The organism is Paenibacillus sp. MT86, assembly GCF_058792535.1.
The window spans coordinates 3,133,615-3,148,321 of the sequence record NZ_CM179499.1 but is presented as its reverse complement, the minus strand read 5'-3'; the positions used below and the strand labels follow the sequence as shown (position 1 = coordinate 3,148,321).

Below are 14,707 nucleotides of genomic sequence, written 5' to 3'. Positions count from 1 at the left end.
GCCGCGAAAATCGCGGCTTCATGTTGGTATTTATTATAATATTTCCACATACCCCTCTGTTCCATTCACGCGAATGCGCTGTCCATCCTTGATCCTTTTGGTTGCGTTCTCGAAGCCGACTACGGCAGGCAATCCATATTCACGCGCAATAACGGCTCCGTGGGTCATCAGTCCGCCCACTTCGGTGATCAATCCTTTAATGGATACAAACAATGGCGTCCAGCTAGGGTCCGTAAAAGCAGTGACTAAGATGTCTCCTTCCTCCAGATCAGCGTCTTCCATGTTTAAGATGACACGTGCTCTTCCCTCAATAACGCCCGAAGAAACTGGCAGCCCTACAATGGCTTCAGCAGGAATATTTTCCCTTTTGTACTCACCAACAATGATCTCGCCATCCGATGTGATCACACGCGGAGGAGTCAGTTTTTCATATAATTTGTACTCGTCTTTTCGTTTGTTGATCATTCGATAATCCAATTTATTTGTGCGTACGACATCGTGAAGTTCTTCAAAAGAGAGATAATATATATCTACTCTGTCATGAATAACGCCCGTTTCTACGAGTTGTTCGGCTTCTTTCAGTAAAGCCTGCTTATATACGAAGTAGCGATTAACCATGCCGTATTTCGGATACTCCCGATAACCAATGAAATTCCGGATAAGGTCGATCATTCGTTTGGTTTCTGCGGCTTTTTGTTCACCATCCGGCAATCGGCTTAATCGTTACAGGAGTTCTTGTTCTTTGTTCAGCGCTTCCTGTCGTCCTTGCTCAAACTTTCGATGGCTGGCATTAGGCTCAAAGTTTTTGATGTTACCCAGAATCAACGGGATGAGCGTAGCGGGTTTTTCGCTCCAACGTGTTCTAGTGATATCGATTTCTCCGGCACATCGCATCCCGTATTTGCTGAGAAAATCACGGATCGCGTCTCGGGCTTCACGCCCGCCATCAAACGTAACCAGCTCATCCAAAAAGTCATCATGTTTGACTTGCTGCAAATAATCAATGACTTCCGGATAAGGACGAATCGCATCTGCGACATCGAGCAGCGCCAGACCCATTTCCGAAGTAATATTATGGGGTACAGACTGAGAAAGCGTGTCTGCTGCATTTTTTTCACCTAGCCACTCGTTCATTTTTTCATTGATCCATGATGAAGCATTCATGGCAGCCATAAAGACAGCCGAACTTTGCGGGTCGAACAGAATCTTCTTCAATTGCTGGATATCTTCCAGAATGAAATCAAATAAATCCGTCCCGGATTTCGTCTCGATGTTATGTTTTAACTCTTCGATCGATGTTTGACTTCGTTGAATCAGATCATTAACGATTGTCGGCTCGTTTTCGAATTGTGGGGGAGCACCGGCAGGCGGCATAGCATTACTGCTTTTAACGGGACTCGCTTCTTTTTTATCAACGGGTAACGATTTTATAAAATCTCCTCGATCTATGATGGTCATAAGTGCGTCTTTCATGAGCGGATCGTGTTGTTCCATGCTATTTAATAAAAATTCTCTGCTGTTAGGCGATGCCAGATGATGTGTGACATCAACAAACAATCTTCCGCCGGCTTTGCGCATGGGTGCAGGAGTCGTTAGCAGGAAAAAAGACAATCCCAGCGGTTTCATGGGATCCGTCATCATTTGTTGATGACCAACAGAGATATAGACGCGATTTTCTTGATCACTCGCTTCAGGAATCGAGTATAACGTCGTGATCGGTCGGCTCTGAACGATATAAAACACGTCATCGGCCAGGCACCATTCGATATCTTGCGGCCGGCCGAAATAAGCTTCAATCTGTCTTCCGATGCGTGCCAGCCGTAAAATTTGTTGTTCGGTAAGGGTTTGGATCTTTTGCTGATCGGGGGCAATCGACCGGGTCTTTGTTCCGCCCTCCTGTCGTCCATAGATCGCCAATGTTTTGGCGGCTATCCTCTTATCGACGATGACCTCATCCTGTACTTTGTAACAATCGGCAGATACCAAACCGGAGACCAGCGCTTCTCCAAGTCCAAAGCTGGCATCGATGGACAGCAGCTTACGATTGGATGTCATCGGGTCTGCCGTGAATAGTATCCCTGAAGCCTGCGGGAAAACCATCCTTTGAACGATCACGGATAAATAAACTTGAGTGTGGTCAAATCCATTTTGCATCCGGTAGATCACGGCGCGATCCGTGAATAGGGATGCCCAGCATTTACTGATATGCTGCAAGACGGCCTCTGTCCCGATGATATTTAAATAGGTGTCCTGTTGACCGGCAAAGGAGGCATGCGGTAAATCTTCAGCTGTCGCACTGGAACGCACGGCATAAGCATGTTCCTCGCCATACCGAGAGAGATAATGAGTTACGGCTTTCACGACGTCGGCAGGAATCTCTGCGTCCATAATGATTTGCCTGATCTTCCTGCTGACTTCACCAATTCGCTCCCGATCCTCTGCTTTTAGCATGGCTAGCTGTCCCAGCAAATCATGATAGGTTTCGTTTTGTTCGATGGCTTTTTGATATCCCGCGGTTGTAACACAAAATCCTTCCGGTACGTGTATTCCTTCGATTTTTGCTAATTCTCCTAGATTCATTCCTTTTCCGCCAACGAGCAACAGCTGGTTTTGTTCCATGTCTTGAAAATCGAGAACCAAAGAACGCATTCAACATCTCTCCTAACCATTAATTTGAGAAAAAAAACATTTGACAAGGGTATTTTTAGCGTGGTACAATTAAATTGTAAGATGAGATACTTATACCCTCATATTTGATTGTGCCGCATTCAGATTGTATCATCGTGTCTATGTAATTGCAATAATAAAGAACCTGAAATCAGAGGATTCAGGTTCTTTATTGGGTTTTCGTTATTTATTTGACTTCTCACCGCTTAGTATTCCTTTTTAATTGAGCATTTTGCATTAATCTGAGCCCTTGATACACAAGGATTTTCAAACATAAAAAAGGGACTTCACCCCAATTTGGAGAAGTTTTCAAGTGACCAAACCCAAAAACTCCGAGAGGAAGTGAAGTCACTTGTATATTCTCCAAGAAAGTCTATTTTCCTTTGAGGATCTGTTAAAAATGCAATCAAAAGATCGATTGCCCATTTTTTTTAGCGTCTTGGATCTTCGCCCTTATGCCAAGCAATTGAGAAGTCGTTCACCCCGTGGCGCTGACGGGCACTGTAGAGAAGGAATTCTTCGTGCACTTTTGGCTGCGCCGCTTGAGCATATTCAAACGTTTACTGGCTTGCATCATCGATTGGAAACAGATCTTCGATTTCGCTATCAGTGTGGACTTTCATTAGATCGCAAAGCACCGTCTATTTCTACGCTAAGCCGGGTCTTCGCCGAACTGACAAAGAAAAAATTGGCACAGCAGCTATTCGAGAATCTGGTCAACCTCTGTCAGCAAGAGGGCATCATCGACGGCAGCCACATTGCGATCGACAGCGCCGCCATCCATGCTTATGAGAAGAAGCAACCCAAGCGCAAAAGTGAGCAGACCGGCGATGCCAACTGGGGCGCAAAGTTCGATTCATTCGGCCACAAAGTCACTTGGTTCGGATACAAACTCCACCTAGCTGTTGACACGAAAAGCGAACTTCCGCTAGCACTAGAAGTCACGCCCGCACATGTCAATGACGGAGAAATGGCACCTGGTCTGATTGCGAAGGTAGCTGCCAAAACGAGCGCGAAATTCTTTATGCTCGATGCGGGCTACGATCAAATGAAAGTTTACGAAGCCGCTCGAAACGTGAAAGCGCAAGCCATCATCCCTCTGAACCCCCGAGGAGAGAAAGAACCTCCTGCCGGGATGACAGCAACCGGAACGCCATGTTGCTCGATGGGGTTCGCCATGACTTACTGGGGTGCTGACGGCGATTACTTGAAGTTCCGTTGTCCTCATGCCACGGGCAAAGTCGACTGCCCATTAGGCATGGCGGCTTGCTCGACTTCCAACTATGGTATGGTCGTCAAGGTGGATGCGAAGGACGATCTTCGGCGATACTGCAGCCCTCATCGAGATACAAAACGCTGGAAGGAGCTTTACAACAAGCGTACAAGTGTGGAACGATGCAACTCCAGAATGAAAACCTATCTTTCGGCTGATGGCATGCATGTCTGGGGCATCCAGAAAGTAACGACTCACCAGTATTTGAATGCCATCGTGCTGCTTGTATCCGCTCTTTCCATTGTTTCTAGAAAACAACAAACGGCAGCTTAAAAATTGAAACTGATGAAATTCTGCTGGTCTGCCCATTTTTAGAATCGAGTCACTTAGTAGTCTGGGGCTATTGATTTCTGCTGTCTGTTACACAAAAACGGAATTATGCAAAATGCTCAATTACAAAGAACGAGCCCCGAATGGTGCCGGCTAATTTGGACTTCTGCCTTGCAAACTTAAACTTCCCTTCCAACTCCTGCGGTACCTCCATCCCCTCCGAAAGCTTAAAACCGACAGCCCGCTTCTTAGGATCATCAACCGTATACATGACATTGACCGCGAGGCCATCCTCATAAAAGACGAAAGCCCACTGGATATTTTCCACTTGAAAACGCGACGTCTCCAAAGGTTTGGCCGCAAACTCAAGATCTCGTTCTTCTTTCAATATTCGGTTCACATAATCCAAAGTCTCCTGGCTGTCGCCGGCTGGTACAACCGTAAATTCATGCTTATATTTGTTCATGAAGTAACGCGCCTCATTCGCTCGTAAACCAGCCAGCGTTTCCGCTACGGGCGAAGACTCCAAACCAACCGTAGATACATTTTTAAAATCAACGATATAGGCCATGCCGCTTCTCCTTTATTCTTATTTATTTCCTTACGACGGGAATCCACAATTCGCCACATACGAAGCCGTCCCGCTCTTCCATCTCCACCGTTGCATTCGGCCCGCCGACATAGGCAAAATCCTTGGCTGACGGCAATACTTGACCAAAGGCAATGCCGGTAAGTTTATTGCCCAGCTCATCGGCCGTTTTCCCTTCCCCTTTTACAACGAGGTATTCCCCTTTAGGAAATTGAATAACCCTAGTGGCCTCTGGTAACGACTCCTCCGTCATGACGCCGGCATAATACATCATCTTGTTATTGACCGCCTCGTTTACGGCAAAAATGTAATCATTTGCAGCTATGGCCTTTAAGGTATCAAGCCTTCCATCTTGCTTCACCGACTCCCAAAATTCCGTTTTTTCCTTGTTGATGCCGGCATAATCCGTGTAATCGCTTTTAAGTTCGGTTCCAATCCCTAATACGATAAAGCTGTCTTTTTCCTCAAGCGTATAATTTTCCATATTCAAAACCATCCTTTTTAAAATTTTTCAAATGATTCGTCTTTTCACTTGATAGGTTTATAATAACCTTAAATCATGTCAAAAAATGATACTGTTTAGGAGAGTCCGATGAAAAAAGTTGAGCGGATTAATACCATCATGCGGTATATCAACAACCGCGCCCACTTTACCATTTCTGAAATAATGCGCGAATTTAACATTTCTCGCTCGACGGCGATTCGAGATATTCGAGAAATCGAAGCCATGGGGATGCCGCTTGTCGCTGAAGTTGGGAGGGATGGGGGGTATTTTGTCATGAACAACTCCGTCCTGCCCACGGTCCGCTTTACCGACACTGAAATCAAAGCTTTGTTTATCGCCTTTATGGCCACCCGAAATCAACAGCTCCCTTATCTAAAGAGTCGCCATTCTTTGGCTGAAAAATTACTCGGCCTCATCTCGGAGAACCAACAAGACGATCTTGTTCTACTAAATCAAATATTGCTGTTTGAAGGAACCAATCCCCATAATCCCGACTTGCTTGATCTGTCCGACCTGCCCCATCCGATGTTAGAAAAACTCATCCAACTCCTTCTGCTGGACAACTATTTATTGGTTTCCATCCAGGAAGAAAAGGAAATAAAATCTTATCCCATTTATCTCCTGCACCTTTATCGTGAAAAAAGCTTATGGTTAATTGAAGGCTTTGACTTAGCGGAAGAAAAGAGACGGATTATTCCTGTCGACAATCTTTCTGACATAGAACGATTCCATACGAAAAAAAGGGTTGGCAAGAAAAAGATTTTAGAGCAGCTGAGTAAACAGGAAGAGCTCATCAACCTTGTCCTTGATCTTGGTCCAAAGGCGATTGCCCAGTTCAAAAAGTACCATCCTGTAAAGTTTTCCATTGCATATACGAATCCTTACCAAACCACAGCCGTTCTTAAGGCTTTTATCGATGTGAACCAGTTGGAAGAATTGACCGAAATCACGAATTGGCTGCTATTTCTAGGTGGGGATGTCAAGGTTAGGGAGATACCCGAACAAGTCGTAGAAGGTTTGAAAGAAAGATTCAGCTTGTACTGCCCATAAACACCGCCAGTGAAACGATTAATTCAGTGATAGCCTTCCCGTGGCCTTTCATCGAAATCAGCAATAGGAGCTCCATCCAAAATTTGGCCCGCGACAATTAGCATAACTTTTGTTCCAGTTCGGCCTTCTGGAGCAGGTGGTATCTTATGATTCGTCCGCGCTCGGGCCATACATCCCCGGTACCGGTATGCCGAGCAGGCGGAGATAGACCGTCAACTGACCCCGATGATGATAAACGTGGTTAAACATCAGCGTGCGCGACATGTCGATCCGAGGCGCTTCCAAAACGGTCTCCCCCTTGCTGACGAGCCTCCAGGTATCTCTTAGACCGTCTTCTCCCCATGCCCGAAGCTTGGTCTCGGCGAGTGACAAGCTATTTTCCAGTGCATCAAGCAATTCTTGCCGGTTAGTCGGCTCGGGCAATGGTACAACCGGAACCTCGCTGACCGAATCATCCAACAATATAGCCAGCCCTCCGGGTACTCCGGCAATATGCAGGGCAAGCTGCCCCAAAGACATCGATATCGGATGCGGTCTCCAAGAAAAATTGTCTTCCGGGAGCTTTTCGAGAAGCGCCCGTGTCGATTCGGCTTCCCTTTTCAATTCGCTGATCCATTCCTCAATTACGCTGATGGTGATCTCCTCCTCCGGCCTATGCCGTTCATCTCCTTCACCTTATCATCCCATGCGGGTAATCGTTTCTTACGGATTGCGGAAATCGCATTGGATCCCAGAGAACGCAAAGCTCCAAGCTGCGAGTAACGCACCTGTACGCGCATGATCAACGTGTCTTTTTTGAAAGCAGGCTATTTTACGGGATCCGGTCCGAATACCGGCGCCAATTTTGATGCAGACAATTGCTCGCTCAGTCCGAAATATTCGCAAAAATTCATAATCATCGGATTCCATTTCGCTGGATCGATATAATTGGGGGTACCAGTCACAAGAAGTTCTTCTTCAATATGGATTTTTTCTATTCGAACTTCAATGGCAACCAGCGAGCTGGGTTCTTCAAATGCATGGAGCTTCACAAGTTTGGCTTCCAGCTGCACAGGGCATTCTTTGACGCGCGGAGCCTGAACGATGAGGGATGGAATTGGTGTTAAGCCAGCGACTCCGAATTTATCCGCTTCATACCTGTAGCCCCTCTGTGCTTTAGAATCAGGGACTGGGTTGCTGCCCGTCAACAGCGTCAACCGATCCACAGCAGGAATCAAGTCAACCGACGGAAGACTAAGTACGCACTCCCGTTCTCGGATCAGATTTTGAACCGTCTTCGATTTTCTGCTCATACCCAGCATACACGATTGGTTGAGCCACCAGGCTGACGACATCGGAGACAGGTTGGGTGTACCGTCTTCGTTCAATGTGCTGATTAACACAACCGAAGTCCCGAAGTAAAGGATTTTGGGTTCAATTACTTTATGCATGACAGATTCACTCTCCTCGATAATAAGCTTCAAGGGTAATGTATCACAAATTTCGGGATGTTCTGGGGAATATCGAATAAGAGCACAAGATACTGAAATTATGGATACACCGCAGTTACGACTGCAAAACTTCTGACTTAAAAACCGCTTTAGCAACCATTTATAAGTTATTAGAAAGCTGTAAACAGGACTTGTACCCTTAATCCGATACTGGACTTTAGTCGAGGTCTGTTACCTGCCGCGGTCTGTTCCGAACCACGGAGATATTCGTTACAATATAGCGAAGACGTTTAGAGGAGCGATTGATCATGAATTACGAGCATAAAGTACAGAGGGAGATCGCCGACTGGGAACACCAGATGTTCAAACCGCCGGGCTGGCTGGAAAAAACATCGAAAACCATCGGCAGCCGGATTAATCATTGGATTCCCCCGAAGGTGCACACCATCATAACGACCACCATACGATCGATCGTGCGTACGGCACTGTTCGGAGCAGAATATACGCCTAGCCGGCCGGTCCAGCGTTCTCTGGAACTGGAAGCTGCCGATCAAGAAGCGAAAGCGTTGTTTGCTCTGTACCAAAAAATCGCGGTTGCCGAAGGAGCTGGTACCGGAGCCGGCGGCATCATGTTCAGCATGGTAGACTTTCCGGCTTTAATCGCGATCAAAATGAAATTTTTGTTCGAGCTGGCGCATGTTTACGGTTATGACACCAAACACTTCTCCGAGCGGGTATTCATCCTCAAGGTATTTCAAATGACGTTTTCGGGGCCAGAAAACCGTGCCAGGCTGCTCGATTCCGTCAAGCGTTGGCATATTGAAAAGGAACAATGGCGCTCCGATACCGAATATGCCCGGAATATGGACTGGGAAACCTTTCAGGTCGAGTATCGAGACGCCATGGATTTCCGGAAAATGCTGCAGATGGTGCCCGGGATCGGCGCTTTTGCAGGCGCTTGGGCGAATTACACCATACTTGAGGAGCTGCGCGAATTCGCCATGAACGCTTACCGCCTGCGCAGATTGCACGATTTCGAGGGATTGGGTTAGCCCTATCCCTCCCCCTAAACATCTAAGGTACATGAACGAAGCATACCCAAAAAGCAGCTCATCCATAGGATAAGCTGCTTTTTGGGTGTTTCCATTGTCATTGCCACGCGCATATTTCCATTTCCGAAATGGCGAACCCCATCCCGAAATTCCGCTACTACTAAATTTTGGAAAACGGAATTATAATCTTTTTGTCATCGCATGGATTGACACTTACAGTCAGCCAATTATCACGCCAAAATAAAGGAGGGATGCCGTTTCAGTCCCGATTGCGAAGTTGTTTTAATCCTAAGTCCAAAGGAGGAAATTTGATGATGCAGAAGGGAATGCGTTACCTGCTGGTTCTGTCGCTGCTGCTGACCTGTTGGTCCGTTTTCGGTACGAGAGCCGAAGCTGCGGACTATACACAGGGGGTTGAATTATCCGGCAGCGCAGCCACCGTATGGTTCAAATCCGCCGTCAACACTAGCTGGGTCGATGTCCATTATCGAGTAAACGGCGGTGAACAGCAAAATTTCAGAATGTCTTACCATGCCGGAAAATCCCGATATGAGCAGGCCATCTCAGGCATTGCTGCCGGCCAAGTGATTACTTATTCGTTTACTTACAATAACGGGATCCCTGCCTATGACACAGGTGTATTTTCTTACACCGCCGGTTCCACGCCGCCTCCTTCTTCTTCCGGCTCCATATATGACATTCTTCCATCCACTATCCCCATGCCGCCAAACGGTGCCGTCTCGGTCAAGATCATGAACGGGACCCATGGCGCTTATACCGACCAGCAAATATACTGGGGCGTTCTCGGCATCAATCCCGTCAACAACCAGTGGAGCTATTTGGACCTTAACGGGAAACTGGTCCCGATCTCCAGCGCCTTGAATGATGCGCCAGGCCATTTAACCAAGAACGGCATCAACTACGCCAACATTTATCATAAGGTCAGCGATGCTTCTTGGGTCACATTGCCCCAGATCACATCGGGCCGAATGTTCCTTAGCGTCGGCACTCCTCTGTACTTGAAGACCTTTAACGATGGATTCGCCGGCCCCGATCTGAACAATCCGACCGACCCGAACCGCGATATTTATTTTGATTTCGTTGAATTCACGATTGACGCCGCCGGCTATCACGGCAATACGACACGCGTCGACGGATTCGGTTTTCCCCTTCAGCATCGTCTGGTCAATAAATCCGGTTCCTTTGACCAGACTGTAGGCGAGCTGGAATCCGAAACCCGAAACGGAATCTTCGCCAAATTCCAGGCGGAAGTTCCTGCAGCCTTCAAATCGTTGGCCACGATTCAAGCACCGTATCGCATTGTCGCGCCGATTCACGGTTCTTTTGCCCAGGGTGGCGCGAATGCCAACTATTTCGGCGGGTACGCTCCGTACAGCACCCAGGATATTTTCCGGTGCGACGGCGCTTTAACGGATGCGGCAACTTGTGCCGCCATTCAACGTCATGTTTACAAGGCCAACGACTGGAATAACGTTTCGAATTACTATCAAGCCGCCCCGGCCAATTATTACGCAAAATTCTGGCACGACCACAGCATTAACCGCTTGGCCTACGGTTTTCCGTATGACGATGTCAACGGCCAGGCCGCTTACCTTGAAGTTGGCGACCCGAAAGGCCTGATCATCCGCATCGGTTGGTAAATCCCCCATGATACCTGAGTGACTGAGATTGGAAATAGCCTACTCGCTTTATCTATCATCTTTAGTGCAAAAAAGCCGCGATTTTGGCGGCTTTTCATTCGTTTATACCCAGTAAACCGGTTAGAAACCACATAACGCCGTGGAGAACAAGACCGGCCTGCCCATTAGGGAGCCTCATAGTTTTTTAACGGCATACCTACATATTCGCGGAAGGAGGCAATCCGCTCTCCCTCGAACTCGAAGACGATGGCAAGCTCATTACTAAAAGACCGGCCATTCAACAAACCTTCTGAGCGAAATACCACCATCCCGTGGTCCGCATTCTCAATCAAGACGAGCGGAATCAGCTGCATCTGAAATACGGAACGCTCGAACCTGACCAGCTCCTCGAACCGCTCTTTGCCTTGCTGCTTGTGATCCCACCCATCTAGCGGGAGCGGAACAAAGTAATGAAAACCATCTGTAACCTTATCGAGAAAATCCGCTGTATGCCCTGTTTCTAAAGCCTGCTTAAAAGCTTCAAAACTTTCAGTCGTTCGGGTTGATACGGAGTCTACGGATTTTTGCATGTAGGCTTCCTCCTTATGGTTAATCGTTAAAATGATAGCTCCATTCATGAAGCTGTCGATCATTCGCCCTTGTTTACGCTTTCCAAGCTTTGATTAGCGTGTCTGAACCTTTAGCTGGCTTGATATCGTTCCGAGGTGAATGGCTTCGTGCAGCAGCGCGAAGTTGAATAGGTCCCCAGCCGTACTGAATTGGAACGGTCCCATGACAAACGGAGTTGAAAGCTTCTCGTCGAGCATATCAGAATTCAGCCCAGATAGGCGTGAAAGCTGAGCTGTTAACATCTCGACCAGCTCTTTTTTCGATGGAGGAGCCACCTTCCATTCCGAGGGCTTGGTTCCGGAGTTAAACAGTAAAGCATACGAGTCCGGTATGTCTGATGGGGAACCAAAGCTCAGGGCAGTATACGTATCCATCCAATAAATGATATGGCCGACATTCCAACGGATGGTGTTGTTAAATCCTGCAGTTTGTATGTCGAACTGCTCCTCCGGTATAGCCTGCACCTGCTGCAGCACCACTTGACGTCCAATCTTCGCCGTATTAATTATCGCTTCGGACATGTTCATTTCCTCCTTTGTCATAATAAACGTTTGTTATGCTCCCAAGTATAGGTCGCACGGAACGTTACATCAATACAGTGGACATTACCGGAACGTTAAGTATAAGTTAACGATAATGAATTGACAGATCAGGAAGATAACGCCACAATAATCGTGAAACATCCATTCAATGATCCAAGGGAAAGCAGGTGTGCAGGATGGAGTTAAAACAACTGCAGTATTTTATGGCTATATGCGAAGAGCTTCACTTCTCGAGAGCAGCCGAAAAAATGGGAGTCAGTGCTCCCAACGTAAGCCAGCAGATCAGGAGATTGGAAGAAGAATTAGGGGTTCTGTTGTTCGATCGCGTGGGAAAAACCATTGTTCTTACGGACGCTGGAGCGATTCTTCATGAACATGCCGCCGCCGTGTTCGGGCATCTGCAGCAAGCGGGCGATGCCATTGCCGATCTGAAGCAGATGCAAGGTGGATCGCTATCGATCGGCGTCTTGCCCGGTGACGCGGATCTCATGTTTAATGCCTTGCTGCTGGATTTCCATCAGACCTATCCCACCATCTCGCTGTCCCTTCTGGAAACCATGAAGGTCACGGAACAGGTTCTGGACCGAAGCATCGATATCGGCGTAACCATCGGACCCGTTAACGATGAACGTCTTACGTCAATCCCCCTGTTTCACGAGGAATTCTCATTGGCTGTACATAGGAACGATCCTCTTGCAGGGGAGAACTTCATCACATTGAACAGGCTGCGCTCCATGAATATGGTCATGTTTCCACCCGATCATCAATGCCGCAAGCTGATCGACCGCTTCTGCATGGACAACGGCTTTGCAGTGCAGCCGCATATGGTGACAACAACATTATCCTCCCTCCTCCAAATGGTACAGAGCGGTGTTGGCGCGTGCGTTCTGCCGCGACTTCTACTGGATAATCTTCGCAATGCGGAGATCAAAGTCGTGCATCTGAGGAATCCTACTCCTTCTCAAGACATTTGTCTGATCTACCGCAGCGACAGATTCGTGGGATACGCCATGCGCACATTCATAAAAAATTTGAGGGCTTATATCGAGACAGCCATCCGTCATTCAAAGTCTTCATGAGATAGGGATCTTTCCGTGTTCAGTTGTGCACATAACTTTTTCAAATGATTTGCTGCGCAATCTCCCACACATGCCTGCCGGATCTGTGAAGGCAGCGGTTCGGACACCCCATGGCCGATCCATTGGACCGTTAAGCAGGGTAACGCCGCGTGTTTTCAATTCGCTGCATACTGCATCTACATCATCCAACCGGATCGTAAACTGGAACCGAGATCCGGATTCTCGGCTCGCGACTGTTCCAGGATGGATCAGACCGTGGGCTTCGGAGATATTCAGGAGGTTAATGCTCATATTTCCGAAATTGAACACCGCAGAAACATCGTCTTCATAAACGGCGGAAAAACCGAATACTTCTTGATAGAACACCTTCACATTGTGCAAATCCTCCACAAACAATGTAATTACATCGACATTCAACGACCCTAAAGACCTCATACATACACCCCTTCACACTCAAATCAACTCATATTCATCATAATAGAATTAAGGAATTGATATTTCTTTTTATTTGCTATGTCATTCCTATGAATATCTCATTGCTTCTTCATATCATATAAATTTCACTTGCGGAACTTTGTTAAGTTGCTCTTTTATTACGCGAGCTATGGTTTGGACTCCCATTTCGATGAGCTCCTCCTCTACCTGCGATACGCTTAAGCGAATCACCGAATTCTGGGCAAACTCGGGAAGATACATTTTTCGGGCATCGTCTACGTATACGTTTTCCTTCTTCAAATCCTCAATCAACATCCCGGCCTTAAGCAGACCAGGCAACCGGATTGTCGAATAGAATCCCGATTGAGAAACCGAATATGCGGCGCTTGACGGCAGCATCTCTTGATAAGCCTTTTGCAATAAGGCCGCTTTCCGTCTGTAGATGGATCTCATGCGCTGGATATGAGTCTTGAACATGCCGCTCTTCAAGTAAATTTCCAAAGCCCCTTGCATAAGGACCGGGGTATGGAGATCGGTAGCGAATTTGGCGCTAAGGAATGAGTCACGCAGGAAGTCCGGAATAACAGCAAGCCCCAATCTTAAGCCGGGCAGCATTACTTTGGAAAAGCTTTTGATATATATGACCCTTCCTAATGGATCGTAAGCAAACATCGGATCCTGGTTCTTGTCAGGATCGAGATCCCCTAGATAATCGTCCTCGATAATATAAACGTCGTATTTTTGGGCCAGTTCCACGATTTTTCGTCGTTCCTTATTGGAGTAGCTGCAGCCTGTCGGGTTATGAAACCTGGTCACGGTGTAGAAACATTTAATGTCGTTGCATTTGAAGAGATGCTCCAGCCGTTCCATGTCGATTCCGCTCTCCGTTATTTCGATTCCGTATGTCGTGGCCTGCTGAACCTTGATCGACTCGATCATACTGACATGAGTAGGCTGTTCTACGCAGATATTTTTTTTGCCATTAGGAAAGGGAAGCGAAATCAATAGATGAATCGCTTGCTGTGACCCGGATACCACGCAGATTCGGTCAGGAACCGAAAACACTTGCAGTTCTCGCAGATGCCGGGTCAGTTCCTCTCTTAACGAAGGCAGCCCCTGGATCTCCGAATAGGTAAACATCTCCTCTTTATATACATCAATCGCTTGATTGATGCAGTGCTGAAAGTCCCGGTAAGGCATGGCATTCTTGTCGGGGCCGGCTGACAGAAAATCTATGACTCCCGTGTCAGCTGAACCTGAATGTCCGGAAGGCACCCGCTCTACAACATAGTAACCGCTTTTCGAGACGGCATAGATTTTATGTTTTTTTTCCAATTCGGAATATGCTTTGATGATGGTGTTCACACTGCAGTCGAACTGCTTGGCTAACGCCCGTATGGATGGCAGCCTCTTCCCGGGTTTCAACACTCCAATATCGATTTGCTGTTCGATACTCTTCATGACCTCGGCATAAATCATGTGGCCCCCTCCTCCTCTCCTCAATCTGTATAGGTACAAACGTTACATAATCAGATTTACTTGCAG

The 14,707-nt window shown here is 47.2% G+C and carries 12 protein-coding genes and 2 pseudogenes; 5 read left to right on the top strand and 9 right to left on the bottom strand.

The window, feature by feature from the left end; translation table 11 throughout:
- Positions 1 to 33: 33 nt before the first annotated feature.
- Positions 34 to 2,649 (bottom strand): annotated as a pseudogene (gene ppsA / locus AC3RCL_RS13945) (phosphoenolpyruvate synthase).
- Positions 2,650 to 3,019: 370 nt separating this feature from the next.
- Here ppsA and AC3RCL_RS13940 point away from each other — a divergent pair.
- Positions 3,020 to 4,213 (top strand): transposase, encoded by a 1,194-nt coding sequence (locus tag AC3RCL_RS13940; protein ID WP_487717185.1) that lies wholly within the window; start codon positions 3,020 to 3,022, stop codon positions 4,211 to 4,213.
- A gap of 103 nt (positions 4,214 to 4,316) precedes the next feature.
- On the opposite strand, the gene AC3RCL_RS13935 is transcribed toward AC3RCL_RS13940, so the two are convergent.
- Both AC3RCL_RS13935 and AC3RCL_RS13930 read right to left on the bottom strand, forming a co-directional pair.
- Entirely contained in the window at positions 4,317 to 4,781 is a 465-nt protein-coding gene (locus AC3RCL_RS13935; protein ID WP_492535843.1) for a DUF8821 family protein, read from the bottom strand.
- Positions 4,782 to 4,803: 22 nt separating this feature from the next.
- The gene (locus tag AC3RCL_RS13930; RefSeq protein WP_492535841.1) at positions 4,804 to 5,283 is read right to left on the bottom strand and encodes a GyrI-like domain-containing protein; all 480 of its coding nucleotides are present in this window, start codon (positions 5,281 to 5,283) and stop codon (positions 4,804 to 4,806) included.
- A gap of 108 nt (positions 5,284 to 5,391) precedes the next feature.
- On the opposite strand from AC3RCL_RS13930, the gene AC3RCL_RS13925 reads away from it, so the two are divergent.
- On the top strand, positions 5,392 to 6,354 hold the full coding sequence (locus AC3RCL_RS13925) for a helix-turn-helix transcriptional regulator (RefSeq protein WP_492535838.1): 963 nt from the start codon (positions 5,392 to 5,394) through the stop codon (positions 6,352 to 6,354).
- Between the two features lie 144 nt (positions 6,355 to 6,498).
- Here AC3RCL_RS13925 and AC3RCL_RS13920 read toward each other — a convergent pair whose 3' ends face one another.
- Positions 6,499 to 6,957, bottom strand: a complete 459-nt coding sequence (locus AC3RCL_RS13920) for a DinB family protein (RefSeq protein WP_492535836.1) — start codon at positions 6,955 to 6,957, stop codon at positions 6,499 to 6,501.
- A gap of 203 nt (positions 6,958 to 7,160) precedes the next feature.
- Complete coding sequence (locus tag AC3RCL_RS13915) at positions 7,161 to 7,784, bottom strand: flavin reductase family protein (RefSeq protein WP_492535834.1); 624 nt, start codon at positions 7,782 to 7,784, stop codon at positions 7,161 to 7,163.
- A gap of 308 nt (positions 7,785 to 8,092) precedes the next feature.
- Here AC3RCL_RS13915 and AC3RCL_RS13910 point away from each other — a divergent pair, with 308 nt between their 5' ends.
- Positions 8,093 to 8,836, top strand: a complete 744-nt coding sequence (locus AC3RCL_RS13910; protein ID WP_096774010.1) for an EcsC family protein — start codon at positions 8,093 to 8,095, stop codon at positions 8,834 to 8,836.
- A gap of 311 nt (positions 8,837 to 9,147) precedes the next feature.
- On the top strand, positions 9,148 to 10,497 hold the full coding sequence (locus tag AC3RCL_RS13905) for a glycoside hydrolase family 64 protein (protein WP_492535831.1): 1,350 nt from the start codon (positions 9,148 to 9,150) through the stop codon (positions 10,495 to 10,497).
- Between the two features lie 164 nt (positions 10,498 to 10,661).
- On the opposite strand, the gene AC3RCL_RS13900 is transcribed toward AC3RCL_RS13905, so the two are convergent.
- Entirely contained in the window at positions 10,662 to 11,066 is a 405-nt protein-coding gene (locus tag AC3RCL_RS13900) for a nuclear transport factor 2 family protein (protein WP_492535829.1), read from the bottom strand.
- A 93-nt stretch (positions 11,067 to 11,159) separates the two neighbouring features.
- Complete coding sequence (locus AC3RCL_RS13895) at positions 11,160 to 11,627, bottom strand: DinB family protein (protein WP_096774012.1); 468 nt, start codon at positions 11,625 to 11,627, stop codon at positions 11,160 to 11,162.
- Positions 11,628 to 11,824: 197 nt separating this feature from the next.
- Between AC3RCL_RS13895 and AC3RCL_RS13890 the strand changes: the two genes are divergently transcribed.
- Entirely contained in the window at positions 11,825 to 12,727 is a 903-nt protein-coding gene (locus tag AC3RCL_RS13890) for a LysR family transcriptional regulator (protein ID WP_492535827.1), read from the top strand.
- Between the two features lie 40 nt (positions 12,728 to 12,767).
- Here the strand turns inward: AC3RCL_RS13890 and AC3RCL_RS13885 are convergent.
- Both AC3RCL_RS13885 and AC3RCL_RS13880 read right to left on the bottom strand, forming a co-directional pair.
- Positions 12,768 to 13,162: pseudogene (locus AC3RCL_RS13885) on the bottom strand (VOC family protein).
- 114 nt (positions 13,163 to 13,276) lie between these two features.
- Positions 13,277 to 14,641 (bottom strand): aminotransferase-like domain-containing protein, encoded by a 1,365-nt coding sequence (locus AC3RCL_RS13880; RefSeq protein WP_492535825.1) that lies wholly within the window; start codon positions 14,639 to 14,641, stop codon positions 13,277 to 13,279.
- Positions 14,642 to 14,707 lie beyond the last annotated feature (66 nt).